We start from the raw sequence: 26,420 nt of genomic DNA, 5'->3' as shown, positions 1-26,420 counted from the left end.
CTGATTTTCAACGGCTAATCACATTTCTGAACCGTCCACTCTATTGTTAACAATTTGACTCCGGTATAGTGCATTTCAAGCTCGAACGAGCGATTATCTGCGCTCGAAATGCAACAATTCACAGAGAGTTGATTGAAAATGAACACACTTTTTGCCCATCGTGGCATGTCATCGTTAGCCCCTGAAAATACCTTAGCTGCTTTTCGTCTTTGCCATACACATAAGGTGCAGTGGCTGGAATGTGATGTTGATATCCTTGGTGATGATACGATAGTGATCTCTCACGATGACACATTAGATCGTTGCACCAATCGCAGTGGTAGCCTGTATGAATTGAGTCAACAGGATCTAGCGAATATTGATGCTGGTGGCTGGTTCTCTGATGCGTTTGCTGGTGAGCCGATCCCGACCTTTCGCCAATTTATTGAACTGCTTAATGAGCTAAAACTCGACGCTAATATTGAGATAAAATCCTGTACGGCAGGGTGGGAGAAAACGCTCAAATTAATTGAGGGCGTGATTGAGGGACTAAAACAGCTTGATAGTGACAGAAAAGTGATCATTTCGAGTTTTAATCATATTGCTCTCTATGAATTTAAACGGCGTGCGCCGCACTATCCGACCGCTTGTTTATTTACTAAAGAGACACTGTCGGAAGATTGGGAATCCATTTTACAGGCATGCCAAGCTGAATATATTCACCCAGAAAATGAAGGATTGTCTCGTGAGCAGGTTGCTGCTTTTAAAGCCAAAGGCTACAAAGTGAACGTTTATACCGTCAATAGCCTACTAAGAGCCAACCAATTATTTAACTGGGGCGTGGATGGTGTCTTTACCGATATCGCTCAGACATTCCCTCGTTCATTCTTCTCTGCGACCAATTAGCCGCGTTAAATCGGTAGCTTGAGTGAAGCAAGTTATTGCCAGATAAATAAAAAATCCCGTATTGATACGGGATTTTTTTATAGAAACCATCAACGTTGATTGAGATTAATAACCAAGTTTCACTAGCGTTGCGGTAACGTTTTTCGCTGGACGTCCAGTTAACACTTCGACGGCGAGATTAGGACGGTTAGTGAAAAAGCCGGTGACTCCTCGATCGCGATAGCGGATAAGATCTTCAGCATCATCTAAGGTGTAAATATGAGTCACTAACCCTTTTTGCTGATTCATCTCTATCATCCAAGGTTTAGCGAGATCCATATAACTAAAATTACTCGACCACGAGTCAGCAAAGTTGGTTTGAGTTCCTGATGGGCCAACGCCAATCGCGCCATTGTCTTTAGCAAAATCTATCCATTCTTCATAAGCCGATTTTGATGCGACTTGCACTCGTGCGTAGTAAGCCGCCCAGCTTTCATCATCTTGTTTTGGCTCTGTGGGTTTCATATCGATATAACCGTCGCCAGTCCATAGCAGAAGGACTTTAGGGATATCAGGCATTTCCGCTTGCAGTTGAATTAAGCTCTCTTTTTCAAAAGTTTGCAAAATAACCTTACCTTTCATTTCCTTATCTAGCCAGCCGTGCTGTTGCAAGTTCGCTCTCAGATCCGCTTCGATACCTGGAAACAGTTCAGGTAATTTGGTTTCGATATAAAGGCCAGGTTGATGTGAGCAATTTTCAGCAACCTCTCTGACTTGATCTAAGGTCATTAATTGCAAGCCACGATAACTTTCTCTTGCGCGTTCTGGATAGGCGCTATTGAACCAAGATCCCGCATCTAATTTCTCTAATTCAGCCCAAGTAAAACTGCTTACTGGACTATCGGCTCGTCCTGGGTAAATCTCCGCAATATTGGTTTTATTGCGTAAATTATTATCATGTACGGCAATTAAAACGCCATCTTTACTGCGTTGTAGATCGACTTCAAGGTAGTCTGCCCCAAATTCACAGGCTAATTGATAAGCCGGTAAGGTCGCTTCTGGTGCGTTATAAGAATCGCCGCGATGAGCAATAATCGCGTTGTCTGGAATAGAAAGCGGTGCTGACAGTGTCGATGATGTGCTTGAGCAGCCTGATAATGAGAGTGCGCCAATAACGCCTAATGTGGTGTAGATAAATGGTGTTGTCAGGCTCGTTAATGCGCTACGAGCGGTATGGTGCTGCGAAGAAAGATTCAACGTAATACTCCTTTTAGTTGAATGAGGCTAAATAACCTAGTTTTGGTGTATGCTTTGACTTGTTTTTTAACATAAATAGAGCAAATATTCAAAATTGTCGCAAGTCAGTAAGCGCAAGCAAGGTCATCTGCTTTTTGAACATGAACAAGACTTTTAGCTTTACGTCTTTTCGCGCTATGATTGAAGAGTGTTGTTTATCGTAGCTTGGTGATGATGAGTCAGAGTCCCCGTAATTTTAGTCGCCGTGATCTTTTTCGTGGTTTAGTTGCCAGAGGTAAGGCCGCTTATCATGAGGTGGATGATCAGCCGAAACGCGCCATACCTCGTCCACCGGGGGCATTAGCAGAGGCAACGTTCAGGCAGTTATGTGATGGCTGTGGTCTGTGTGTTGAAGCGTGCCCAAGCTCCGTTATCCAGTTAACAGGCCAGTGGCCTGAGTTATGTCTAGATTACAATCATTGCCAATTGTGTACTCAGTGCGCGCAAGTGTGTCCAACCGGGGCGCTGCTGCCTGCCACGAAAACTGAGCTCTTACCGACCTTTGCTTATCAGTGTCATAATCGTTTATTGGGTTATTGTGAATTGTGTATTGAGCAGTGCCCAACTCAAGCGATTCAGTGCGAGCCGAATCAACAACCCGTAGTGAATGAGGACTTATGCAATGGGTGCGGTCAATGCCGTCCGATTTGTCCTGCTAATGCGATTGAGTGGCAATTTCGTAAATCAACAGAAAAATAATGATAACTATTATTGTTACTATTTGGTAGTAAATGTTTAAAAGTGTAACCGCTAATTACATTTTCATTGATAGTGATCATAGGGAAGATCATGCAAGGTTTGGATAATAGGCCGATACATTGGAGGGTCTATGTCCACATCAATAATCAAAAAACTATTTACGCGCCGTGAGTTTATACAAAGCTCTGCGGTTGCTTCTGGCGCAGCGATTGCTGCCAGTTCGATCAGCTTGCCATTTAATGCGCTGGCTGCACCAACACCATCATCCTCGCTGAGCCCAGAACAGATCCGTTATAGCGCTTGTTTAGTGAACTGTGGCAGTCGTTGTCCATTTAAAGTTCATGTGCGCGATGGTGTGGCCGTTAAGATCTCTCCAGAAGATGGGGTCAATGAAGCTATTTTTGGTCAGCATCAAATTCGCCCTTGTTTACGGGGGCGCTCAGCTCGTTTTCGTACCTATAACCCTGACCGTTTAAAGTACCCAATGAAGCGGGTCGGTGAACGTGGTGAAGGTAAATTCAAGCGCATCAGTTGGGATGAAGCCACCACCATTGTGGCTGAGCAATTGCAACGAGTGATCAACACTTATGGTAATGAAGCCATTTACTATCAATATGGTAGTGGAACGACAGGGGCGAATTTACAAGGCCGTAATACGTGTAAGCGCCTGCTTAATTTAGCTGGTGGCTTCTTAGATATGCACAATACCTATTCAGAAGCTCAACTTAACCGGATTCAGCCGTTTGTTTTTGGACAAGCAGGGAATATTTACGGCACTGAGCAACAAACGCTTTTTGCTGAGATCAAAAACTCTGATTTAGTGGTGATGTTTGGTCAAAACTTGGCAGAAACACGCATGTCAGGGGGCGGACAAATTGCGGAAATTTATCATGCTCTCGAACAAAGCGGCGCGAAGGTTATTTTGATAGATCCTCGCCGCACCGATAGCGTGACGGCATTTAATGCCGAATGGTTACCGATTCGCCCGGGAACCGATGCGGCGTTAGTCGCGGCAATTGGCCATACCTTAATCAAAGAAAATCTGCTCGATGAGGCTATGCTTAACCAATATACGGTAGGGTGGAGTGAAGAAACCTTACCCGCCAGTGCGCCAGCGAACTCATCATATAAAGCTTATATTCTCGGTCTTGGGGAAGACAAGATTGAAAAAACGCCAGAATGGGCGGAAGCATTGACCGAAATTCCCGCGCAACGTATTCGTCAGTTGGCTCGTGAAATTGCTAGCGCTAAAGCGGCGTGGATTTCTCAAGGTTGGGGAGTGCAACGCACACAAAACGGTGAGCATGCTGCGCGCGCGATCATGATGCTACCAATTATGACCGGGCAGTTTGGTCGTCCTGGAACCAATATTGGTACTTGGGGAGGCAGTGTCAATTATCCACTAGCGGGTCTGGCGATACCAAACCCAGTCAAAGTGTCGATTCCATGTTTTAGCTGGGTCGATGCGATTACTCGCGGCACCGAGATGACACCAGAAAAAGATTACATCAAAGGTCGTGATCGTTTAACGACCAATGTGAAGTTTCTATGGAATTACGCGTCTAATATCACCGCTAATCAGCATTCGGATCTTAACCAAGTCGATAAAGTGCTGCGTGATGAGTCTTTGTGTGAATTTATTCTGGTATGGGATAACCACATGACAGCCAGCGCTAAATATGCCGACTTATTATTGCCCGATGTTTCAACCTTAGAATCCGATGAGTTAATTAATAACTCTTATCAATCAGGCTCTTATCATTATTTGGTTCGCTTACAAAAAGCGATTGAGCCGATGTGGGAAAATCGGCCGACTTACGATGTCTTGGCAGAAATCGCCGATAAAATGGGTTTGAAAGAGGCGTTTACCGAAGGTCGCACCTACCAAGAGTGGATTGAACACGCTTATAACCAAGTGCGTAAACAAGAACCGCATTTGCCTCCGTTTGAGCAAACCGATGGTATGGGCGTGATTGATCGCCGGATCGCAGATAGCAGTAAACATATTGCGTTGAAAGATTTTCGTGATGATCCTTTGCAACATCCGTTGAAAACGCCATCAGGAAAAGTTGAGATTTATTCAGAGCAGTTAGCAGAATTGGCGACTCAATGGCAATTACTGCCCGGAGATAAAATTTCGGCGATCCCAGAATACTGGCCAGCCGTCGAAGGTATCGAAGATAAACCGATGCTGAATAAATATCCGTTGCAATTGACAGGGTTTCATACCAAAGGCCATTGCCACTCAACGTATTCGTCCGTTGCTCAATTGAAAGAAGTTGCGCCGGATGTTTTGTGGATCAACCCCATCGATGCACAAGCGAGAGGTATTCACAATGATGACTTTGTCGAAGTCTTTAATGACAGAGGAAGAGTGCGAATTAAAGCGAAGGTATCACCACGAATCATGCCCGGTGTAACGGCGATGCCAGAGGGCGCATGGGCGCAGACTAATAAACAAGGTGTTGATGTTGGTGGCTGTATCAACCGCCTCACCTCGCTACGGCCAACGGCGTTAGCTAAAGGTAACCCACAACACACCAATTTGGTCGACGTTAAGCGCATCTGAGGAGATTTTTAAATGAAACAATATGGCTTTTTTGTCGACTCATCCAAATGTACTGGCTGCAAAACGTGCCAAATCAGTTGTAAAGATGAGAAGGCGCAAGAGGTAGGCCCCAAATATCGCCGAGTATACGAGTATGGTGGTGGTGAGTGGCAGAAAGTAGGCAATGCTTGGCAGCAAAATACCTTCAACTACTACTTATCCATCTCCTGTAATCACTGTGCTGAACCAACGTGTGTGAAAGGTTGCCCGACAGGAGCGATGCATAAGCGGAAACAAGATGGTTTAGTGGTGGTTGATCAAGATAAATGCATTGGTTGTCGCTATTGTGAAATGCGTTGTCCTTATGGTGCGCCGCAGTTTGATGAACAAAAGAAAGTGATGTCGAAGTGCGATGGCTGTTATGAGCGAGTGGCTCAAGGTTTAAAACCCGTGTGTGTCGAGTCTTGCCCACAGCGCGCGCTTGATTTTGATGAGATAGCCACATTACGCGCCAAATATGGCGATACCAATGCGGTCGCACCCTTACCGGATCCGCAGCTGACCAAACCCAGTTTAGTCATCAAAGCGCACGCGGATGCCCGTATGACTGGTGATAAAACCGGTGCTGTTCAAAACCCTTCAGAGGTGTAAAAGATGCATGAATTACCTTTAGTCTTTTTTACGGTGTTAGGCCAAACCGCGGTTGGTATGATGTTATTGGCTTTTCTTGCTGGTCTTGTTGGACAAATTACCAATGCTCAGCGTCATAAAATCAATCTGGTTGCCGTAATTTTATTTGCTGTAGGCATGGCAATTGGTGGCTTACATATGGGACAACCTCAGCGTGCGTTTAACTTGCTGTTTGGTTTATTCCGTTCACCGATGAGTAATGAAATTGTTTTAAGTGGTCTCTATTTTGGTTGTGCTTTTTTAACGGTAGCACTCAGTGCACCTCGCCTACGCGATATACTGAAAACCAAGTTTAACGTTACCGTTACCGATACATTGCACCAATGGTTGAATGGGATTGCGGTATTATTAGGCCTTGCGTTTGCTTGGTCGATTACGCAGGTTTATCAATTGGCCACCGTCCCGGCTTGGAATAGCCATTATACGTCGCTACATTTGTGGCTAACCGTTGCTATCTCTGGTGGGATGTGTGCTTTAGCACTCGGTGCTAAACGACTCGGTGCGTTAGCGGTCATCGTTGGGGCAGCGATTTCGTTTGCGACTCGTACCGGTTATATGGCGTTTTTAACCGAGCAAGTACCGCATTTAGTGAATGCACAAACGATGTTTTGGTACACCTATTTGTTCGCGATGGCTATCGCGCTGGTACTTGCTTTGTGGGTCTTACTGAAAAAACAAGCCGTTAAACCTTTGCTTTTTAGCGGTGCGGCACTGATGATCCTTGGCGAGCTGGCTTCACGTATTACCTTCTATAACTTATGGTGGATAACCATGTAGTGGCAGTTGGGAGGATACTTTGAGCGTATTCTTCTCCTAAACAGCATGTACCGTTCAGCCTGTGAGAGCGGCGACCTTAAGCGAATACGCTGGGAGTTGGCTCACGGGCTGAGCACTTTTTACAACAGAAAGGAAAGCCAATGTTAGCCATTGTTCCTCGAATCCTTGGTAGTTTATTTTACTATCCACCGCAGAGTGAGCCTGCGCAGTATGCGTTACACGATCTGCCTCAATTAGCCCATTATTTCTCTTGGAGCGATCCTAAGGCGATCGAAACCCTGTGTCATCGTCTACCGGAACCACAACCTGAGCGCTTTAGTGTACTATTTGAAGGGCTAGGGGATATGCCCGCTCCGCCTTGGGGATCGGTATACTTAGATCCTGAGCATATCGTGATGGGCGAAAGTACCTTGGCTTATCGTCAATTTCTTCAGCGTCATGGTTTAGCGGTGCAACTCGCCCGTCAGGAACCAGAAGATCAATTTGGATTAATGTTATTAGCCCTTGCTCATTTCCTCGAACAAGGTCAAGAATCTGCGGTTATTGAGTTATTAACGGATCATCTTTTTCCTTGGGCGACACTCTATTTACAACGCTTAAAATCCACCTGTGATGAAGATGATTTTTATTATTATTTAGCAGTGTTAGCGGAATATTTTGTAGCGGAGTTATCGAGTGATAATTCCGAGTAATTGCATAATATTACCTGTAAATATAGCTATTTATTGCCTGAGTTTGATTATTTTAAAATGACACGCTAATTTTGTTTAACCCACTGTTTTAAAAAGAATTTAATTGTTGTTGATGCTTGTTTTTATGATGGTTATTTTTATTGAATTGATAGTGTTATTCGCAGTGAGAGGCAAAATGTTATATGATGAGGAGGTTTTTTTTCAATAAGAACTAATAAAGCAGGAGGCTTTATGATAGATAAGTTAGAGAAATCTAACTCGACAGTGCTTATTCCGGTTTTTATTCCGGCGGTAATTGTCATAGCACTAATGGTAGTAGGAACCATATCAAATCCTAGTCTCGCGGGTAACGTTTTTTCGACGACGCTAGCCTATATAACCGAAACCTTTGGTTGGTTCTATATGTTAGCGGTGGCCCTATTTTTAATTTTTATTGTCTCGTTAGCTTTTACGCGCTGGGGAAATATAAAACTTGGTCCCGATCATGCGGAGCCTGAATATAGCTTTCCAGCTTGGTTCGCGATGCTCTTCTCCGCAGGATACGGTATTGCTTTACTTTTCTTTGGTGTCGCCGAGCCAGTATTGCATTATGCCTCACCACCGACAGGCAGCGGTGAAACCATTGAAGCGGCTAAACAAGCCATGCAAATTGCCTATTTCCATTGGGGATTTCATATTTGGGCTATTTATGGTTTGGTCGGCTTGTGTTTAGCCTATTTTGCTTTCCGGCATGGTTTGCCTTTATCAATGCGATCAACCTTATATCCTTTGATTGGTGAACGTATTCATGGTCCAATTGGTCATATTGTCGATATCTTCGCTATTCTTGGTACCTTATTTGGTATTGCTACGACATTAGGTTTATCGGTTGCCCAAATTAATGCCGGAGTCAATTATTTATGGCCAAGTGTCGAAGTGGGAGTACCTTTCCAAATTGGTGCGATTGCGGTGATTACTTGCTTAGCTTTATTTTCAGTGCTCGCAGGTATGGATAAAGGTGTTAAGCGTTTATCGATTATTAATATGCTGTTAGCAATCAGTTTGATGCTATTTGTATTTGTCGTTGGACCGACCATCTTTATATTAGAGACCTTTTTAGAAAATACGGGAAGTTATTTAAGTAATATTGTTGAACGAACATTTAGTTTGCAAGCTTATGAATCGAGTGACTGGATTGGTAACTGGACCCTATTTATTTTTGGCTGGACGATAGCTTGGGCTCCATTTGTCGGCTTATTTATTGCCAAAATAAGTCGCGGTCGAACGATTCGACAATTTGTGGTTGGAGTCATGTTGGTTCCGTCTATCTTTACCTTTCTTTGGTTCTCTATTTTTGGCGATACCGCACTGCATTTAATTATGGTTGAAGGCTATAGCTCGCTGATTACCTATGTTCAGGCCGATCATGCTGTCGCGCTTTTTCAGTTATTTGAGCTGTTGCCTCTCTCTTCCGTAGTGTCTTTTATTACGGTATTACTGATCATCACTTTCTTTGTCACCTCTTCAGATTCCGGTTCATTGGTGATTGATTCACTTGCATCGGGTGGTGCAATGCATACGCCAGTCTGGCAGCGTACATTTTGGGTAGTGACGCAAGGACTGGTTGCCTCGGTGCTACTACTGGCAGGAGGGCTCAGCGCTTTGCAAACGGCATCAATCGTGAGTGCCTTACCATTTGCAATTATCATGTTAATCGGTGGCATTGGTATGTGGCGAGCGTTAGTGATTGAAGGGCATCATGAGACCAGTTTACAGCACGATATGAAGTTACCTGTGCATCTACAAGGTAAAACCAATTGGAAAAAGCGACTGTCGCATCTTATTGATTTCCCATCTAAAACCAGTGTGGAGAAATTTATTGAGCAGACTGGCCTTACCGCAATGAATACGGTTAAGCAGGAGCTTGAAAATAAAGGTTGGCAAGCAAAAGTGACCTTTGATGATCTCAATACTCGCTGCATTATTGATGTTGAGAAAGCGGGCGAAGTGGAGTTTATTTATGAGATTCGCCTGCGTGCTTATGAGATGCCCGAGTTTGCTTCCGAGCAAGAGAAACAAATCGATGATGATTACTATTATCGAGCGGAAGTGTTTCTTCGTCGCGGAGGCCAAGCTTACGATGTCTACGGTTATGAAGAGCGCGACATCATCAATGATATTTTGGATCAATTTGAGAAGTATCTGCACTTTTTACATATTTCACCGGGGAGTTTGCCTTGGCGAATGGAAGAGCATGATGATGATTTACAAAGCGAAGATCCTAGTACAGCGACATCGTCCACCTAATGAGAGTGTCGGTTGGTCATGCTAGCAAAGAGCTACTATAGATTAAAAATATAATAATCAGGCACGCCATTTTATAGGCGTGCCTGTTTTTTAATCCATTTTATATCGCGTTAAATAGCGATGAGCGGCTTCAACCCCCATATAACGGGCGAGCGTTCTTACCGGAACTTGACGTAAATCGACCATAATTAACCCATCTAATGAGTCATTAAAATCAGGGTCAACGTTAAAGCAAACTAAGCGACCATTTAAGCCTAAATATTGGCGCAGCAATACAGGAATCCCTTTACCATCATCAATACGCGCGATCACTCGTGATAAAAGCTGAAGATCAGCTAAGGCTGATAGTAAGCTGGCATTCCATAGCTGATGGGTACTTGATAGCGGGTGGCTGGCACTGACTAAATTGGCCTGCTCTTGATCGTAGTAGTGCAGTGTCATGGTGTCAGCTAATAGTTGACGCGCAAGTTCACTGTAATCGCTACTGATGCTGACTGGGCCAAAAAGGTGTGTGTATTCAGGGTGGCGATCAATATAGGTTGCAATGCCTTTCCAGAGCAGCAGTAATGGCGCGACGCTTTTTTGATAAGTTCTGTCGATCACCGAACGCCCCATCTCAATAGATTTACCCATGTTATCGATAAAACTCTGATCGTAATGAAACAAAGTGCGTGTGTATAAGCCATGCATACCGTGTCGCTCGACTAATTTATCGACCAATCCGAGACGATAAGCGCCAACTAACGCATGTGCTGTCCGATCCCAAATAAAAAGATGCAGGTAATCGCGATCAAAGTGATCAATATCTAAGGCCAGTCCAGTTCCTTCACCGACGTGGCGAAAATTCAATTCTCTGACTCGACCAATTTCATGCAAGATTGCCGGAATTTGCTCGGCACTGGCACAATATACGGCAAAGTTTTGATGATCCAACAAATGACATTCTTGAGGCAGGGTATCAATATCTTGTTGTAACATCTCGAGACTTAGCCGTTCAACGATAGGCGGTAGGCTTCGATCTTGCTGCGTTTTATCACGAGTTATCCAGCGTTGGTTTTGTAGTAAATAGGTGTTTAAGCGTAAATAATTAACCAGTTGTTGATCATCTAAGGTAGCGATTTCTGAGCAAGCAATGGTCTCTCCAATCGCTATTTCAATACAACTTTGTTGTTTGTTGAGTAGCTCTCTACCCAGTAAGAGTGTGCGAAGTAATGGGTGTATTTTTCCAGCCATATAGAATCGTTTTGAGTTTTGGCCATCAATATAGATTGGTAAGACGGTGGCTTGATGTTTTTTCACTAAACGGCTGACTGATTGGCTCCACTCTTTATCCTCGACTCGCTGCGGTTTATTGTTTACCCACCGTGAGACTTCCCCAGCAGGAAACATCAATAAAACGCCCCCATTGGCAAGATGCTGATGAGCTTGACGTAACGCAGAGAGATTGGCATGACTGGCATTCTCGCTGGCAAATACATCGATACCAATAAACAGCTCATCGATCTCTGGCACCGTTTTTAAATAGTGATTGGCGAGAATTTTGACGTCATTACGAACCGATAGCAGCAGTTCAGCAAGGATAATGCCTTCAACACATCCGAGAGGATGATTAGCGACAACAATGGTCGTGCCCGTTGTTGGTATCTGTGATACACAGCCCTTAGTGACGCGATAATCAATCCCTAATATCTCTAAGGTAAAACGTAAAAATTCCGCGCTGGAGCACTGTGCGGGACGCTGATGATAAAATTTATCGAGTTGACTTAATCCTGTTGCCCATTCTGCAAAGTGTTCAGCCAGTCCAAAAGGGGTTTTTCGGGGTAATTTAAAAGGGCTCGTAGATAGCATAACGTCCTCACAAACTGTGATGTTGACGTTATGCTAAGTGGGGTTTGTGTCAGCGAGGCGGCATTGTGATGAAGTTTTTATGGCGAAAGATTAAGCGGTTAAAGCCAGTCTTAGCGCAAACATAACAAACAGTGAGCCAATAAAAGTATTGGATAGCGTCGCTAGTTTTTTATGTTGTTTAACTTTATTCGTGATCCCAAAACCAGCAAAAATCAGTAGCGAGAGATAAAGCATGCTACACAGCTGCAAAATTGCGCCCAAAACTAAAAACGATAGACCGGTACTTTGCGCATTAAAATCAATGAATTGAATAAAAAATGAGACATAAAAAATAATCATCTTAGGATTGAGGATACTCAGTCCTAACGCTTTAAAATAGATCCCTTTACTGCTTTGAACTGATTTCACTTCAGGCTGAGATTCTTTAACTCGTAAACTCTGGGTAATGGTTTTTATACCGAGATAAAGTAGGTAGGCCGCACCCAAATATTGAATGGCATGAAACAGGGCCGGTGAGTTTTTGACCACGGTAGCCACGCCCAAAAAGGCTAAAAAAATCAGCAGTGCGTCACCAGTAAAGACGCCCATTGCTGCTTTATATCCGCCACGCACACCATACTTTGCGCTAGCCGTTAGCACGAAAATAGAATTTGGCCCTGGAACAATAACAATTAAAAAAACGCCGACCAAATAGGCCCAAAGGTTGACGATGCCAATGCTTTCCAACATATGATTCTTACCCAATAATTTCAATCAAAGTACATCGGTATACCCTTCCTACTTGTTGAAGCTAAAGCGGTGTTGGCTGTGCTCGTTCACCCCACAATCACATAGTTTGTCTATGCTCATGGGGATTCACACACTGGCCGCCTACCTGCAATTTCAAGTCGTTTGGGTATATAACCATTTAATAAAAATAGATTTTATTGTTCAAAAGGCCCTGAAGGAGTGGCTAGGTGCCCTTGGAGATGGCTCATTTCTAGGTCATTTTCGTGTATCATAACGCGCTTTTAAAAATTTGGAATATGTGACTGCTTGATTTGTTGTTATTGGTGTTTTTATCTGGTTTTTTGTTTTTAATTGAAATTAAAGTCTGATTATTGATTTTATTTTGAATCTTAATTTCAAGAATTAACCTGGATTTGGTGGGCGTTTGTTTTGTGAAGTATTCTTTATTTTAAATGCTATTTAATCTGTATTTTTCAGTTTTTTATCCTGTTGGAATCCATTGTTGAGTGAATGATTGTAATGATGATAAGTAAGTTTTTTGTCGTAGCCAAACGTTAAAGCAACCATGTAACAGCAATCTATTCCTCTCTTTCTCCTATTGGGTGCTGGATATTATCTTTCCTAATGTTTGATTAATATTATGAATTAAACTTATTTTATTTCACCGTATATTCTTCACGTTTGTAGGTAGTAGATAAGGTTAGAAAATGTCAGCAATTAGCGAGTTAGAGGTATTACTAAAGTCGATGTCACCACAGATCATCGAGGGCAATTACGTATTTTGTACCGTGAAGGGGCCGTTATCTGAGTATTGGCACTTAGATCCAATCGCAACATGTCGAGAGCAAGAGGGGTTAACCTTAGTGTTATTAGAACAACAAGCCAAAGCTGCCCAACTCAAGTTTGATAGTGTTTTTAGCTTAATCACACTTACCGTGCATTCTAGTTTAGAGGCGGTAGGTTTAACCGCTGCGTTCGCGACTAAGTTAGCGTCTTATGGGATCAGTGCTAATGTGATTGCTGGTTATTATCATGACCATATTTTTGTGCAAAGCACTCTGGCTGAAAAGGCGCTACAGGCCTTGCAAGAATTTACTCAGCAAACAGGTAATGAGAACACACAATGAAAGCACATCAACCAGTAGCACTAAAGCTCACCACTTTATCGGGGCGAAGAGTAACTTATTACCGAAAGGTCTCAGAATTGGCACAAGCTCTTGAATCTGGCGCAAAACCTTTCTCTCTTGCGGTTATCAATAAGCACAATCTCCGCTCTCATCGGTAATGATACAGAGTACTAAAAAGTAGCTTGAGTGAGAAAGAGAAGAGTGTGTGAGCGGGGCTTACCTGACCCAAAATCGTCAGGTATAAAAAAAGGTTAGTAAACACTACGCTTACTAACCTTCTGGAATTTGGTGGCCCCTCGCAGACTTGAACTGCGGACCAATCGATTATGAGTCGACTGCTCTAACCACTGAGCTAAGGGGCCGATAGGTGTGTGATTATAGGGGAAGGCTGGGTGTCTGTCTAGCCGGAAAATAGGGTAATAGCGCTTAGTTTTTATTCACTTAGCATTTGGGGTAATAAAAAAAGGCGAGCATTTGCTCACCTTTTAAACACGTTGGTTTTTAGTTATTCATCAAGGAAGCTGCGTAGAGTTTCTGAGCGGCTTGGGTGACGAAGTTTACGCAGTGCTTTGGCTTCGATTTGACGAATACGTTCGCGAGTAACATCGAACTGTTTGCCCACTTCTTCAAGAGTGTGGTCTGTATTCATATCAATACCAAAACGCATCCGTAAAACTTTAGCTTCACGTGGTGTTAAGCCAGCCAGAGCGTCTCTTGTTGCGGCTCTTAGGCTCGTTGCCGTGGCTGAGTCTAGAGGCAGTTCAAGCGTAGTATCTTCAATAAAATCACCTAGATGTGAATCTTCATCATCACCTATTGGCGTTTCCATTGAGATTGGCTCTTTGGCGATTTTGAGCACTTTGCGAATTTTATCTTCCGGCATTTGCATGCGTTCCGCTAATTCTTCAGGCAGAGGCTCACGACCCATCTCTTGTAGCATCTGGCGCGAAATTCGGTTCAGTTTATTGATCGTTTCGATCATGTGAACTGGAATACGAATGGTGCGCGCTTGATCAGCAATAGAACGAGTGATTGCTTGGCGAATCCACCACGTTGCATAGGTTGAGAACTTATAACCACGGCGATATTCAAATTTATCCACCGCTTTCATTAGGCCAATGTTACCTTCTTGGATCAGATCCAAAAATTGTAGACCACGGTTGGTGTATTTCTTAGCAATCGAAATAACCAAACGTAGGTTGGCTTCTACCATCTCTTTTTTCGCTCGGCGAGCTTTCGCTTCACCAATTGACATGCGACGGCTAATGTCTTTGATGCGATTCACATCAAGTGAGGTTTCTTGTTCGATAATACGCAGCTTTTGAATAGAACGACGGATCATTTCTTCATTGGCGCGAATTTTTTCAACGTAAGGCTTATCGGTCGCAAGGACTTGATCTAGCCATGCTTCACTCGATTCATTACCAGTAAATAGGGCGATGAATGACTTTTTCGGCATTTTAGCGACTTCGACCACAGTCTTCATGATCAAGCGTTCTTGAGTACGAACACGTTCCATTGAGTTACGCAGTGTAGTGACTAAATGATCAAACTGCTTAGGCGTTAGACGAAACTCGCGGAAGATATCCAGTACTAACTCAGAAGCTTGCTGAGTTGTTGAGCTGTCATTACCGTGTTCGTTGATCGCTAACTGTAAGTTTTGATATTTATTACGTAACTCAGTGAATTTTTCTAGTGCCAGTTCAGGATCGATACCAGTATCTTCTTCGGCATCGTCGGTGCTGTCACCATCTTCGTCTTCATCTTCGTCTTCATCGATGTCTTTACTATCTTCGTCATCGAGATCAGCACCAGTCAGCTCTGAGCCGATGTGCGTCGCCGTTGGCGCAGTAGTTTCATCTTCATTCGGGTCAACAAAACCGGAAATCAGATCGGTTAGGCGTAACTCTTCTGCTTGAACTTTATCGAACTGCTCAAGAATATAAGGAATCGTACCGGGATATTCAGCAACGGCGCTTTGAACTTGGTTAATACCTTCTTCAATGCGTTTAGCGATATCAATTTCACCTTCACGAGTTAGCAGCTCTACGGTTCCCATTTCACGCATATACATGCGTACAGGATCGGTAGTTCGACCAATCTCGCTTTCTACGCTTGAAAGCGCTGCGGCAGCGGCTTCAGCGGCATCTTCATCAGTGATCGTGTTATCGTCGCTTAAAGCGAGATCATCGGCATCAGGAGCAGTTTCTACTACCTTGATACCCATGTCGTTGATCATCTGAATAATATCTTCCACTTGCTCAGAATCGACGATCTCAGCAGGTAGGTGGTCATTTACTTCGGCGTAGGTCAGATAGCCTTGTTCCTTGCCCTTGATGACAAGTAATTTTAGCTGTGACTGCGGATTTTGATCCATAGACGGTATCCAACTTCGTATCTGGTGAAAGAATAGTGTGCGAAATGCAAACCATGTATATTAACAAATTTATTCGTTGCTGACTATTTAAACTGGGTTACGCTTTCAATTCTAGCATTAATGCTATGAGCTCCCTTTTTTCATCGGTTGATAAACCGACGCTTCTTTCTTTCGCCTGCAAGTTTTCAATTTGTTTTTCTACACACTGGGCAAGAATTTTGTCCAATGAGTCTAAAAATAGTTCTTCTTGGTTGTCTTCGACAAGGGGGATTTCCCAACTTGCCAGACGAGACAGCAGTGCTTCATGTTCATTATTACGCCAATGCTCGAGCAATTGACCGGTAGTGATATGGGGGTGTTGCTGACAATTTTCAACCACATTGACCAGCAAACTTAAACCGGGAATGGCTAAGTGTTTGACACTCGACAGTTCCGGCACCATTTCAGCATAGCTCGGATTTTGCACAAGCAAAGCGATAACTTCACGCATTGGGGTGCGTTTTAGCTCTTTGTGCGGTTGTGGTCGCTCGCTTGTTGGTTGAGTTCGACGTTGTTTTCCATGGCTCATAAAGCCCGTGAGTTTATCGAGCTTTTCATCCAACTCTTGTTGAAAGCCAATATCTGGGATTTTATTAATCAACTCATTCGCTAAGGTGCGCAGGGTTGATTTCCCTTCTACGGTACCTAAGTTGAGTTTGTGGGTCTCAATCAGGTTTTCAAAAAGATAACTCGAGAGAGGCTTCGCATGCTGTACAGCGTGTTCAAAATTTTCTTTACCGTGCTTTCTGATGTAGCTGTCAGGATCCTCACCATCGGGCAAGAAAAGAAACTTAAGAATATTGCCACTTTTAAGATAGCTTAGCGCATTTTCTAAAGCTCGCCAGGCCGCTTCTCTACCGGCTCGGTCACCATCATAGCAACAGACCACGGTATTGGTTTGACGAAACAGCAGTTGTAAGTGGTCGCCAGTGGTCGCGGTACCCAGTGAGGCAACCGCATAATCAACACCATATTGGGCTAAAGCGACCACATCCATATAGCCCTCAACGACCAGTATCTGTACTGGATCGCGATGGGCTTGCATCACTTCATACAGGCCGTAAAGCTCTTTACCTTTATGGAAGATCGGTGTTTCTGGCGAGTTAAGGTATTTAGGTGTGCCATTACCAATCACTCGACCACCAAAGCCAATCACGCGACCTCGGCGATCTCTAATCGGAAACATGACTCGACCACGAAAACGGTCGTAGCGTTTGCCACTCTCGTTCTCTATCAGCATTCCGCCAGTCACCAGCATCTCTTGAGCTTGCGGGTGTTGGCCAAAATTACGACGTATTAAGTCCCACTCGTCAGGTACATAACCAATGCCAAACTGTTGTGCAATGTCACCGGATAAGCCTCGATCTTTGAGATACTCGATTGCGCCTCGCCCGGCTGGGGTTTTTAATTGCTGACGATAAAACTGTGCGATGTTACTCAGTAAATCATACAGCGTGCGTTTTTCATCGTTATTAACGCGCGGTGTTGAATTTGATGCCGACTGACTGTTGTTGTAGCGCTCTTCGCGTGGAACCTCTAATCCTAGATAAGAAGCAAGCTCTTCAATGGCTTCAGGGAATTCCAGTCGCTCGTATTCCATAAGGAAATCAATCGCGTTGCCATGCACACCACAACCAAAGCAGTGATAAAACTGCTTTTCCTGGCTGACGCTAAACGAAGGGGTTTTCTCATTATGAAATGGACAGCAAGCGCCGTAGTTTTTGCCCTTTTTTTTAAGTTTTACACGTGCGTCGATGATGTCGACAATATCGAGTCGAGCAAGGAGATCATCAATGAAACTACGAGGAATTTGTCCTGCCATACAACCTAAAAGAAAGAGAGAAAAACCAAAAGTGTAGATACGAACAAGCCGTGCCTACCAGAGGATAGCACGGCTTGATGCATTTGGGTGTGGGATTAAACGAGTTTAGCGCGAACTAAACTGCTTACTCTACCCATATCTGCACGCCCTTGAATATGTGGTTTGATCAGCGCCATCACTTTACCCATGTCTTGCATGCCACTGGCTTGAGATTCGGCCACCGCACTGTCAATCAGGGCGATAACGTCTTCTTCACTCAATGGTTGAGGCATAAATTCCTCAAGAACGGTGATTTCCGCTTTTTCCACATCTGCTAAATCTTGACGATTAGCGGCTTCATATTGCGTAACAGAGTCGCGACGTTGTTTAACCATTTTCACCAGCACAGCCAAAATGTCGTCGTCGTTCAGAGTAATCTGTTCGTCAACTTCACGTTGCTTAATGGCGGCTAAGGCCAAACGAATAGTGCCAAGGCGCGCTTTGTCCTTGGCTTTCATCGCTAATTTTTGCTCTTCTTTGAGAGTGTCAATCAGAGCCATAACTTTATTCCTTTTTTGGAATCAGTTATTAGTACAGGCGAACGCGACGAGCGTTTTCGCGAGCTAGCTTCTTAGCGTGACGCTTTTGAGCTGCTGCTTTAGCACGTTTGCGAACAGTAGTTGGCTTTTCGTAGTGCTCACGACGACGCACTTCAGAAAGGATACCTGCTTTTTCGCAAGAGCGCTTGAAACGACGTAGTGCTACGTCGAACGGTTCGTTTTCACGTACTTTAACTATTGGCATATGCCTTTCACCTCAGGGGTTAATTCGTTAACGCTGGTATTTTGTGGCCAAAGTAACAAGATAGCTTGTCGACTAGAGCGATAACCAGCTTGATCAAAAATGGTGCGGAATTTTAATCCTATCGTGACCGCTTTGTAAAGTACTTTGTTGTTTACTGTCTGTACAAAGTTTGTTTGTCATGCCAAGCCGAGGTAACATGAGCGGAATTTTGATTATTGGCGGCTGTTCGACCACGGTCAACAGCTTCTAGCAGACAGCATGCTGAGAATACTATGCGCATTATTGGAATTGAAACCTCTTGCGATGAAACTGGAATCGCGATTTATGATGATGAGAAAGGTCTTTTATCTCATCAATTGTATAGCCAAGTAAAACTGCACGCCGATTATGGTGGTGTGGTACCGGAGCTGGCTTCGCGTGATCACGTGAAAAAAACCATTCCACTGATTAAAGCCGCCATGGCGGAGGCTAAGCTGACTCCCGCCGATATCGACGGCATAGCTTATACTGCTGGCCCCGGTTTGGTGGGCGCTTTATTGGTCGGAGCGACGATTGGTCGTAGTTTGGCGTATGCTTGGAATATCCCTGCGGTGGCGGTTCATCATATGGAAGGGCATTTGTTGGCGCCAATGCTGGAAGATAATCCACCGCCGTTTCCCTTTGTTGCGGTATTGGTTTCTGGTGGCCACTCGATGATGGTAGAAGTTAAGGGAATTGGCGATTATACGATTTTGGGTGAATCGATTGATGATGCTGCAGGCGAAGCGTTTGATAAAACGGCTAAGTTGATGGGGCTCGATTATCCAGGAGGACCGATGCTGGCTCGCTTGGCAGAAAAAGGCACGCCTGGACGCTTTAAGTTTCCTCGCCCTATGACGGATCGCCCAGGCTTAGACATGAGTTTTTCAGGTTTAAAAACCTTTACTGCCAATACCATTGCTGCCAATGGTGACGATGAGCAAACTCGAGCTGATATTGCTTATGCTTTCCAAGATGCAGTGTGTGATACTTTGGTGATCAAATGTCGACGTGCACTCGAGCAAACGGGAATGAAGCGTATTGTGATTGCTGGTGGGGTGAGTGCGAATAAGCAGTTACGTGCCGATTTAGCGAAGCTAGCCGAGAAAATTGGCGGTGAGGTGTTTTATCCACGTACCGAATTTTGTACCGATAATGGCGCGATGATTGCGTATGCGGGTATGCAACGCTTAAAAAATGGTGATGTTACAGAGCTCAGCGTTCAAGCGCGGCCTCGTTGGCCGATTGACCAACTCACTCCGATTGCTTAATCAATCAAGCAGTAACGGTTCTCATTGGAAACGGTCATAGCCATGGCCGTTTTTTTATGGTTTTTTCTCGCCCACTTTCGGCTCTGTGCCGATAAAAAGGCGCTTAATGTTCTCTTGATGACGAAGCACGATTAAGCAGCAGAGCATCGCGACGGGCAATGTATAGTGTGGTTTGATCATCCAGGTATAAAAAGGCGTCAATAAAACGGTGACCAGTGCGGCAAGGGAGGAATAACGGAAAATAAAGACCACCACTAACCAAGTTACAATGACCATGGCGGTTAATTCTAAGCCTATTGGTGCAATGGCGCCTAGTGCTGTCGCCACGCCCTTACCGCCTTTGAAATGGAAAAATAGGGGATACATGTGGCCAAGGCAGGCCGCGATACCGATTAAGCCGAGCATGAGAGGATCAATGTTGAGGTAATAGCCGCCCCAGACAGGAATCGTTCCTTTGAGCATGTCACAAATCAGTACTGCCAAGGCGGTTTTCTTACCGGCAATGCGCAGTACATTGGTGGCTCCGGGATTATGAGAGCCTACGCCGCGAGGATCAGGCAAACGCAGTAATCGGCAGATCAATACCGCACTGGAAATTGACCCCAGTAAATAGGCGCAAATAATCATGATCAGTGCTAGTGGCGTCATAGCGGCCTCTACCGTCGTTGTTTGGCTACGTATTGTTTGTAAGGTAAGCCAATGTTTAGCGGGGGACTCTCTCTAATGCGACGAATATCCCCTTCTTAATTGAAGCTACAGCGGTGTTGGCTGCGTTCGTTTATCCCAATCACATATCATGGCGATGTACTCACTTGCCGACGGCGTGCAACCCCAAGTCGTTTGGGTATAGTCTCAGGATTTCTTTATTTTTAACGTGACCCAAACCTGATAAAAGTTGTCTTGGATGCGGTCATCACGTTAACTTTTCCTGCTGATAAAAAATGACAACCTGACGGTTTTTTAATAATGGCATGCGTTGCCGGTTATCATTGCAAGCAATTGTTAAATAGCCTGAAAAATAGTCATTAAGGCAATGAAGAAACAAAAAATCTTGAGAGTTTCGCATCAATAGGTGGTTTGGGTATATGATATCGTGATAAACCCCAATAGTCCGTTTTTTTACTCAATTTGGATATCCGACCAGCAAAAAGGAGGCAATATTGCCATGGATAAAGTTTTTATCGAGCAGTTAACTGTGATCACAACCATTGGTGTTTATGACTGGGAGCAGACCATTAAGCAAAAATTAGTGCTTGATTTGGAGATGGCTCATAATAATCAACCTGCTGGCAAAAGCGATGATGTGGCTGATGCATTGGATTATGCCCAAGTCAGTCAAGCGGTGATTGAGCATATTGAGCAGGGACGTTTTTTATTGGTAGAGCGAGTTGCCGAAGAAGTGGCAGAGCTGATTATGCAGCGTTTTTCTGTGCCTTGGGTTAAGGTCCGTTTAACCAAGCCGGGAGCGGTGGCACAAGCAAAAGGGGTTGGTGTGGTGATTGAACGAGGACAGGCATGATAACTTGCTATGTTGGTATTGGTTCCAATGTTCAACGCCATCGACATATTGAAGCTGGATGTCGTGAATTAGCGACGTTAACGGATCGACTGCGCTTATCGTCGGTTTATGAGTGCCCATCTGTCGGCTTTGATAGCCATGCTTTTTATAATCTGGTTGCGGAGATCACTACCACGCTCTCTTTACCCGTTTTGCTAGAGAAATTACGGGATATAGAACGGCGTTGGGGAAGAGAGATTAACGCAAAGAAGTTTCAAGATCGAACGTTAGATTTGGATTTACTACTTTATGGTGAGCAAGTCTCGAGCGAAGCGCCCGTCTTGCCAAGACGGGATATTTATCATTATCCTTTTGTTATCCAACCTTTGTACGAATTGTCGCCCCAGTTGCTGATTCCTGGCAGCGAGCAAACGGTTCAAGAGGTGTGGCAAGCAACGCCAGATCTCGATTCTTTAACCCCCATTCCTTTGTGGTTTTCCATCCGTAAATCCGTTAATTAGAGAATAATCATGACTTATTTTGAAGCGTTTATATTGGCGTTGATCCAAGGCTTAACTGAATTCTTACCCATCTCTAGCTCTGCTCATCTTATTTTGCCTTCGGCTATTTTAGGCTGGGAAGATCAAGGTTTAGCTTTTGATGTGGCAGTGCATGTTGGCACCTTAGCTGCGGTGATCATTTATTTTCGCCATGAAGTGGTGAGCTTATTACGAGCATTTTTTGCGTCCATTTTCAAAGGTGATCGCAGCAAAGAAGCAAAACTGGCTTGGTTGATCATTCTCGCGACCATTCCCGCGTGTATTTTTGGTTTATTAATGAAAGATATTGTTGAGCTGTATCTGCGTAGTGCGTGGGTGATTGCCACAACGACGATCATTTTTGGCTTACTGCTTTTGTATGTGGATAGGCACGCTCGTCTTGCCCAAGATGAGTATCAAGCGGGATGGAAGCAGGCTCTTTTTGTTGGTGTCGCACAAGCGTTAGCGATTATTCCCGGTACATCACGCTCAGGTGCAACCATTACGGCTGCGCTGTATTTAGGTTTTACCCGCGAGGCTGCGGCGCGATTTTCATTTTTAATGTCGATTCCAATTATTACTTTAGCTGGTGGATACCTAGGTCTTAAGTTAATCACGAGCGGTGAACCGATTCAGATTAATTTCTTAATTACTGGCGTGATCACCTCGTTTATTAGCGCCTATTTGTGTATTTTCTTTTTCTTAAAGCTCATTTCTCGAATGGGGATGACTCCTTTTGTGATTTATCGTTTAATTTTAGGTTTTGGATTACTTCTGTTTTTATCGATGAATTAATACTTTTTAGTCAGCAGCCATCCGTATTAAGCGCGGTGGTGTTGGCTAGGAGCTAGGATCGTTAATGCTACTCAGATAGGGTTTTCATGTGAGTAGTGATTGCCTAACTTGTCGTCTCGCTTCAGATCTAAGTCGTTTGGAGATTGTCGGTTAAATCGTTCGAGATAGTTGTTCATTGACAACGACTTAAAGCGTGAGCTTACTCGCCTGATTTTGGCGCTTATGATATAAGTAAGCGGGCAAGTAAACAGTCAATGTAGACGGTACTTCTCATTAGGTACCGCTCCCATCAGTAAGGTGAAAAAGATGCGAGTATTGGCGATAGCCTTATTTTTGCTATTTGGCTGGCTACAATACCATTTATGGTTAAGTAAAAATGGCATCGTAGACTTTCGAATGGTCTCGAGTGAAATTAACGTACAAGAACAAGTGAACAGTAATTTGCACCAACGAAACCAAGAGATGTTTGCTGAAATCGATGATTTACGGCAGGGGCTTGATGCGATTGAAGAGCGCGCCCGCCATGAGTTAGGAATGGTCAAAGACAATGAAACCTTTTATCGGATTATCGGTGAGGTAACGCCTTGAACGTTCCATTAATTACCGCCATTGTTCCCGCCGCTGGGATTGGCAGTCGAATGCAGGCTGATCGTCCTAAGCAATATCTCCTGCTTAATGGAAAAACGGTATTAGAGCATACGGTTGAGCAGTTATTGGCTCACCCACAGATAGGACAGGTTGTTATTGCTATCAGTCAGCAAGACCCTTACTTTTCTTCCTTATCATTAGCAAGTCATCCCCGAGTGAAGGTGGTCAATGGCGGAAAAGAGCGTGCAGAGTCGGTACTCAACGCGCTACGTTTGGTGGATGAACAGCAATTAGGCGAATGGGTGATGGCGCATGATGCGGCAAGACCCTGCGTCACTGAGCGTGATATTACGCAGTTAATTCAGCGTGCATTATCTCATCCGGTAGGGGCGATACTTGCTAGCCCTGTCCGCGATACGATGAAGCGTGGTGACGGGGACGGTAATATTTTGCATACCGTTGAACGTCAAGCGTTATGGCATGCGCTAACGCCGCAGATGTTTCGTTGCCAGCCTTTATTACAGGCGCTACAACAAGCCTTAGAACAAAAAGCGATCATTACCGATGAAGCCTCTGCTTTTGAGTGGCAAGGTTTATCTCCAGGTTTAGTGAGCGGGCGAGCGGATAATATTAAAATTACTCAGCCAGAAGATCTGGCATTGGCTGAGTTCTATTTAAGTCGAAAAAAGGAAACAGCATGATACGTATTGGCCACGGTTTTGATGTGCATAAATTTGGCGGTGAAGGCCCGGTGATAATTGGTGGTGTTTCTATCCCTTATGAGCAGGGCCTGATTGCTCACTCTGATGGTGATGTGGCGTTGCATGCTTTGTGTGATGCGCTTTTAGGCGCGATTGCCGCCGGTGATATTGGCCGTCATTTCCCCGATACGGATGAGCAATGGAAAGGTGCTGATAGTCGAGCTTTACTGCGCGATGTGTATCAACGTGTTCTCAAACAGGGGTATCAGTTGGGCAATGCCGATATTACGCTGATTGCTCAAGCGCCGAAAATGGCGCCTTATATTGAATCGATGTGTCAAGTGATCGCTGAGGACTTACAAACAGCAACGAGTAACATTAATGTCAAAGCAACCACCACCGAACGGTTAGGCTTTACTGGCCGTAAAGAAGGGATCGCTTGCGAAGCCGTGGTATTATTAATAAAAGCTTAAGACTTGGTGAACGCTCCGCATGATGGAATGTGGAGTCGTATACCGTCTGTTTATCTTACTCCTAGATTGTTATCTAACGATAGCGATGGGATACATTCACTGCCTACCATGAATTCAGGTTTTCGTTAACGAGCGTTGAGTAGGCAGATATTGGAATAAAAAATGACTGATCTTCTCTCTTCTCTGGCGTACTTATGTGGTCAGCCAACGGCGAAAGCAAAAATTAAAGCACGACCAGAACACTTTAAAGTCACCGAAGATTTGGGGTATTCCTTTTCTGGTGAAGGCGAGCACGTCATGGTGTGTATTAGGAAAACCGGAGAAAATACCAGTTTTGTTGCGAATGAACTGGCCAAGGCGTGTGGTGTTAAATCCAAAGATATCGGTTGGGCAGGGCTCAAAGACCGACATGCTGTGACGGAACAGTGGCTTAGTGTCTATCTCCCGGATGGAAAATTACCGAATTTGACCGCATTTGAAAAGCAATACCCAAGTATTCAAGTGCTGGCGATGACTCGTCATCATAAAAAGTTGCGTCCCGGTGATTTGCAGGGAAATCACTTTGAATTGACACTCAGCGAAGTGACCGATATCGATAATGTTGTGCAGCGTTTGCAGGTGCTTGCTGAGCAGGGCGTACCTAATTATTTTGGTCAACAGCGCTTTGGTAAAGATGGCAACAATCTCCATGAAGCGCGGCGCTGGGGGCGTGACAATGTGCGCTCTCGTAATCAAAATCAACGTAGTCTGTATTTATCTGCTGCCCGTTCGTGGATTTTTAATCATATTGTCTCAGCTCGAATTCAGTCTGGATGTTTTGAGTCTTTTATTGAGGGTGATATAGCATTAAAAGACGGAGTCTCTGAACTGGTTAGCGACGAACAACTGACGGAATTCAATCAACAGTTAGCTGATCAGAAAGTCCAAATTACCGCGGCACTGGCGGGAGATAATGCTTTGCCCACTCAAGGTACTGCGCAAGCCTTGGAGCAACAAGCACTCGATGCAGAGCCGGATCTAATGAAACTGATTCGCGGCAACCGGATGCGTCACGACAGACGAGTGATTGCTTTACATCCTCAGCAACTTCAGTGGCAAGTCGACAATAATAATATATTGCTTAGCTTTACTTTGGATGCGGGCAGCTTTGCGACCTCTGTCGTCCGTGAATTAATTGAAGAAATTCCAGTTGAACGAGTTTATGACTAATAAAAAATTAAAAATTTTATTGAGTAATGATGATGGTGTCTATGCCGAAGGTATTCGGGCGCTGGCTTATGCATTAGCCGATTTGGCTGAGATTATCATTGTTGCTCCGGATAGAAATCGCTCAGGTGCCTCAAATTCTCTGACTTTAGAGCAACCATTACGAGTAACAAAAATTGAGCCGAATACCTATTCTGTACAAGGTACGCCAACCGACTGCGTTCATTTTGCTCTTAACGAATTACTCAAACATGATTTACCCGATTTAGTATTAAGCGGGATTAATCATGGAGCTAACTTAGGGGATGATGTGCTTTATTCTGGGACGGTTGCTGCGGCCATGGAAGGGCATTTTCTGGGCGTACAGTCGATTGCCTTCTCTTTGGTCGGTAATACCCATTTCGCGACAGCAGGTAAGATTGCTCGTCAAATCGTCTTGCAGCACTTATCCTCACCCATTCCAACGAATCGATTGATTAATATAAATATTCCAGATGTTCCTTTTGATCAATTAACCGGAACGCAAGTCACCCGACTTGGCGCTCGTCATCATGCTGAAAATATGATCAAACAAAAAGATCCACGAGGGCATGAGATCTACTGGCTCGGACCTCCAGGAAGAGAGCAAGACGCGGGAGAAGGCACCGACTTTTATGCGGTTGAGCAAAAATGTGTGTCAGTGACGCCGATACTGGTTGATTTAACTGCTCATGAGTCGCTCGGTGTAATGGCGACGTGGTTAAAGGTATAAAAG

25 protein-coding genes, 1 tRNA gene and 1 pseudogene are annotated in these 26,420 nt (G+C 44.3%); 17 read left to right on the top strand and 10 right to left on the bottom strand.

Annotation, left to right across the window (positions count from 1 at the left end; genetic code table 11):
* The first annotated feature begins 138 nt into the window (after nt 1-138).
* A complete protein-coding gene (locus tag VIB_RS11125; RefSeq protein ID WP_004396021.1) occupies nt 139-885 on the top strand; it encodes a glycerophosphoryl diester phosphodiesterase in 747 nt (248 codons plus the stop codon).
* Nucleotides 886-990: 105 nt separating this feature from the next.
* On the opposite strand, the gene VIB_RS11120 is transcribed toward VIB_RS11125, so the two are convergent.
* A complete protein-coding gene (locus VIB_RS11120) occupies nt 991-2,121 on the bottom strand; it encodes a glycerophosphodiester phosphodiesterase (RefSeq protein ID WP_004396020.1) in 1,131 nt (376 codons plus the stop codon).
* Between the two features lie 213 nt (nt 2,122-2,334).
* Here VIB_RS11120 and VIB_RS11115 point away from each other — a divergent pair, with 213 nt between their 5' ends.
* The 6 genes from VIB_RS11115 (at nt 2,335) to VIB_RS11090 (ending at nt 9,852) form a co-directional block, all read left to right on the top strand.
* Nucleotides 2,335-2,859: a 4Fe-4S binding protein gene (locus VIB_RS11115; RefSeq protein WP_040904923.1), complete on the top strand. Its 525-nt coding sequence runs from the start codon at nt 2,335-2,337 to the stop codon at nt 2,857-2,859.
* Between the two features lie 130 nt (nt 2,860-2,989).
* Nucleotides 2,990-5,428 carry a DMSO/selenate family reductase complex A subunit gene (locus VIB_RS11110; protein ID WP_004396019.1) on the top strand — a complete coding sequence of 813 codons (2,439 nt, stop codon included), beginning with the start codon at nt 2,990-2,992 and terminating at the stop codon, nt 5,426-5,428.
* Nucleotides 5,429-5,440: 12 nt separating this feature from the next.
* Nucleotides 5,441-6,058 (top strand): DMSO/selenate family reductase complex B subunit, encoded by a 618-nt coding sequence (locus VIB_RS11105; protein ID WP_040904699.1) that lies wholly within the window; start codon nt 5,441-5,443, stop codon nt 6,056-6,058.
* Nucleotides 6,059-6,061: 3 nt separating this feature from the next.
* On the top strand, nt 6,062-6,874 hold the full coding sequence (locus VIB_RS11100; RefSeq protein ID WP_004396017.1) for a dimethyl sulfoxide reductase anchor subunit family protein: 813 nt from the start codon (nt 6,062-6,064) through the stop codon (nt 6,872-6,874).
* A gap of 140 nt (nt 6,875-7,014) precedes the next feature.
* Nucleotides 7,015-7,566 (top strand): molecular chaperone TorD family protein, encoded by a 552-nt coding sequence (locus VIB_RS11095; RefSeq protein WP_040904697.1) that lies wholly within the window; start codon nt 7,015-7,017, stop codon nt 7,564-7,566.
* Nucleotides 7,567-7,797: 231 nt separating this feature from the next.
* Complete coding sequence (locus tag VIB_RS11090; protein ID WP_004396016.1) at nt 7,798-9,852, top strand: BCCT family transporter; 2,055 nt, start codon at nt 7,798-7,800, stop codon at nt 9,850-9,852.
* 90 nt (nt 9,853-9,942) lie between these two features.
* On the opposite strand, the gene VIB_RS11085 is transcribed toward VIB_RS11090, so the two are convergent.
* On the bottom strand, nt 9,943-11,700 hold the full coding sequence (locus tag VIB_RS11085; RefSeq protein ID WP_004396015.1) for a lysophospholipid acyltransferase family protein: 1,758 nt from the start codon (nt 11,698-11,700) through the stop codon (nt 9,943-9,945).
* Between the two features lie 90 nt (nt 11,701-11,790).
* The gene (gene leuE, locus VIB_RS11080; RefSeq protein WP_004396014.1) at nt 11,791-12,429 is read right to left on the bottom strand and encodes a leucine efflux protein LeuE; all 639 of its coding nucleotides are present in this window, start codon (nt 12,427-12,429) and stop codon (nt 11,791-11,793) included.
* Between the two features lie 707 nt (nt 12,430-13,136).
* Between leuE and VIB_RS11075 the strand changes: the two genes are divergently transcribed.
* Entirely contained in the window at nt 13,137-13,556 is a 420-nt protein-coding gene (locus VIB_RS11075) for an ACT domain-containing protein (protein WP_040904695.1), read from the top strand.
* 286 nt (nt 13,557-13,842) lie between these two features.
* Here VIB_RS11075 and VIB_RS11070 read toward each other — a convergent pair.
* The 6 genes and pseudogenes from VIB_RS11070 to VIB_RS18360 form a co-directional block, all read right to left on the bottom strand.
* Nucleotides 13,843-13,918 (bottom strand) — tRNA-Ile (locus tag VIB_RS11070).
* A gap of 143 nt (nt 13,919-14,061) precedes the next feature.
* Nucleotides 14,062-15,933, bottom strand: coding sequence for an RNA polymerase sigma factor RpoD (gene rpoD / locus VIB_RS11065; RefSeq protein ID WP_004396012.1), 1,872 nt, complete (start codon nt 15,931-15,933; stop codon nt 14,062-14,064).
* Nucleotides 15,934-16,030: 97 nt separating this feature from the next.
* Nucleotides 16,031-17,794, bottom strand: a complete 1,764-nt coding sequence (gene dnaG, locus VIB_RS11060; RefSeq protein ID WP_004396011.1) for a DNA primase — start codon at nt 17,792-17,794, stop codon at nt 16,031-16,033.
* A gap of 95 nt (nt 17,795-17,889) precedes the next feature.
* Nucleotides 17,890-18,333 (bottom strand): GatB/YqeY domain-containing protein, encoded by a 444-nt coding sequence (locus tag VIB_RS11055; RefSeq protein ID WP_004396010.1) that lies wholly within the window; start codon nt 18,331-18,333, stop codon nt 17,890-17,892.
* Nucleotides 18,334-18,361: 28 nt separating this feature from the next.
* Nucleotides 18,362-18,577 carry a 30S ribosomal protein S21 gene (gene rpsU, locus VIB_RS11050; RefSeq protein ID WP_004396009.1) on the bottom strand — a complete coding sequence of 72 codons (216 nt, stop codon included), beginning with the start codon at nt 18,575-18,577 and terminating at the stop codon, nt 18,362-18,364.
* Nucleotides 18,568-18,775: pseudogene (locus VIB_RS18360) on the bottom strand (hypothetical protein). Before VIB_RS18360 ends, rpsU begins: the two are co-directional and overlap by 10 nt.
* 74 nt (nt 18,776-18,849) lie before the next feature.
* Here VIB_RS18360 and tsaD point away from each other — a divergent pair.
* The gene (gene tsaD, locus VIB_RS11045) at nt 18,850-19,866 is read left to right on the top strand and encodes a tRNA (adenosine(37)-N6)-threonylcarbamoyltransferase complex transferase subunit TsaD (RefSeq protein WP_004396008.1); all 1,017 of its coding nucleotides are present in this window, start codon (nt 18,850-18,852) and stop codon (nt 19,864-19,866) included.
* Nucleotides 19,867-19,920: 54 nt separating this feature from the next.
* Here tsaD and plsY read toward each other — a convergent pair whose 3' ends face one another.
* Nucleotides 19,921-20,514, bottom strand: a complete 594-nt coding sequence (plsY, locus tag VIB_RS11040; RefSeq protein WP_004396007.1) for a glycerol-3-phosphate 1-O-acyltransferase PlsY — start codon at nt 20,512-20,514, stop codon at nt 19,921-19,923.
* 517 nt (nt 20,515-21,031) lie between these two features.
* Here plsY and folB point away from each other — a divergent pair.
* The 8 genes from folB to surE all read left to right on the top strand — a co-directional run bounded on the left by folB (nt 21,032) and on the right by surE (nt 26,417).
* On the top strand, nt 21,032-21,385 hold the full coding sequence (gene folB, locus VIB_RS11035; protein ID WP_004396006.1) for a bifunctional dihydroneopterin aldolase/7,8-dihydroneopterin epimerase: 354 nt from the start codon (nt 21,032-21,034) through the stop codon (nt 21,383-21,385).
* A complete protein-coding gene (gene folK / locus VIB_RS11030) occupies nt 21,382-21,885 on the top strand; it encodes a 2-amino-4-hydroxy-6-hydroxymethyldihydropteridine diphosphokinase (RefSeq protein ID WP_040904692.1) in 504 nt (167 codons plus the stop codon). Before folB ends, folK begins: the two co-directional genes overlap by 4 nt.
* A gap of 9 nt (nt 21,886-21,894) precedes the next feature.
* A complete protein-coding gene (locus VIB_RS11025) occupies nt 21,895-22,698 on the top strand; it encodes an undecaprenyl-diphosphate phosphatase (RefSeq protein WP_004396005.1) in 804 nt (267 codons plus the stop codon).
* Between the two features lie 306 nt (nt 22,699-23,004).
* Nucleotides 23,005-23,286 carry a cell division protein FtsB gene (gene ftsB / locus VIB_RS11020; protein ID WP_040904691.1) on the top strand — a complete coding sequence of 94 codons (282 nt, stop codon included), beginning with the start codon at nt 23,005-23,007 and terminating at the stop codon, nt 23,284-23,286.
* Nucleotides 23,287-23,297: 11 nt separating this feature from the next.
* On the top strand, nt 23,298-23,987 hold the full coding sequence (gene ispD / locus VIB_RS11015) for a 2-C-methyl-D-erythritol 4-phosphate cytidylyltransferase (protein ID WP_040904921.1): 690 nt from the start codon (nt 23,298-23,300) through the stop codon (nt 23,985-23,987).
* On the top strand, nt 23,984-24,460 hold the full coding sequence (ispF, locus tag VIB_RS11010) for a 2-C-methyl-D-erythritol 2,4-cyclodiphosphate synthase (RefSeq protein ID WP_004396002.1): 477 nt from the start codon (nt 23,984-23,986) through the stop codon (nt 24,458-24,460). The genes ispD and ispF overlap by 4 nt, the downstream gene beginning before the upstream one ends.
* Nucleotides 24,461-24,622: 162 nt before the next feature.
* The gene (truD, locus tag VIB_RS11005; protein WP_004396001.1) at nt 24,623-25,669 is read left to right on the top strand and encodes a tRNA pseudouridine(13) synthase TruD; all 1,047 of its coding nucleotides are present in this window, start codon (nt 24,623-24,625) and stop codon (nt 25,667-25,669) included.
* Complete coding sequence (gene surE / locus VIB_RS11000) at nt 25,662-26,417, top strand: 5'/3'-nucleotidase SurE (protein WP_004396000.1); 756 nt, start codon at nt 25,662-25,664, stop codon at nt 26,415-26,417. Before truD ends, surE begins: the two co-directional genes overlap by 8 nt.
* The last annotated feature ends 3 nt before the right edge of the window (nt 26,418-26,420 follow it).

Origin of the sequence: Vibrio metschnikovii CIP 69.14, from assembly GCF_000176155.1 — a bacterium.
In the GTDB taxonomy this organism is placed as follows: domain Bacteria; phylum Pseudomonadota; class Gammaproteobacteria; order Enterobacterales; family Vibrionaceae; genus Vibrio; species Vibrio metschnikovii.
Note: the sequence above shows the minus strand (reverse complement) of the source record. Positions and strands in the feature narration are given on the sequence as shown.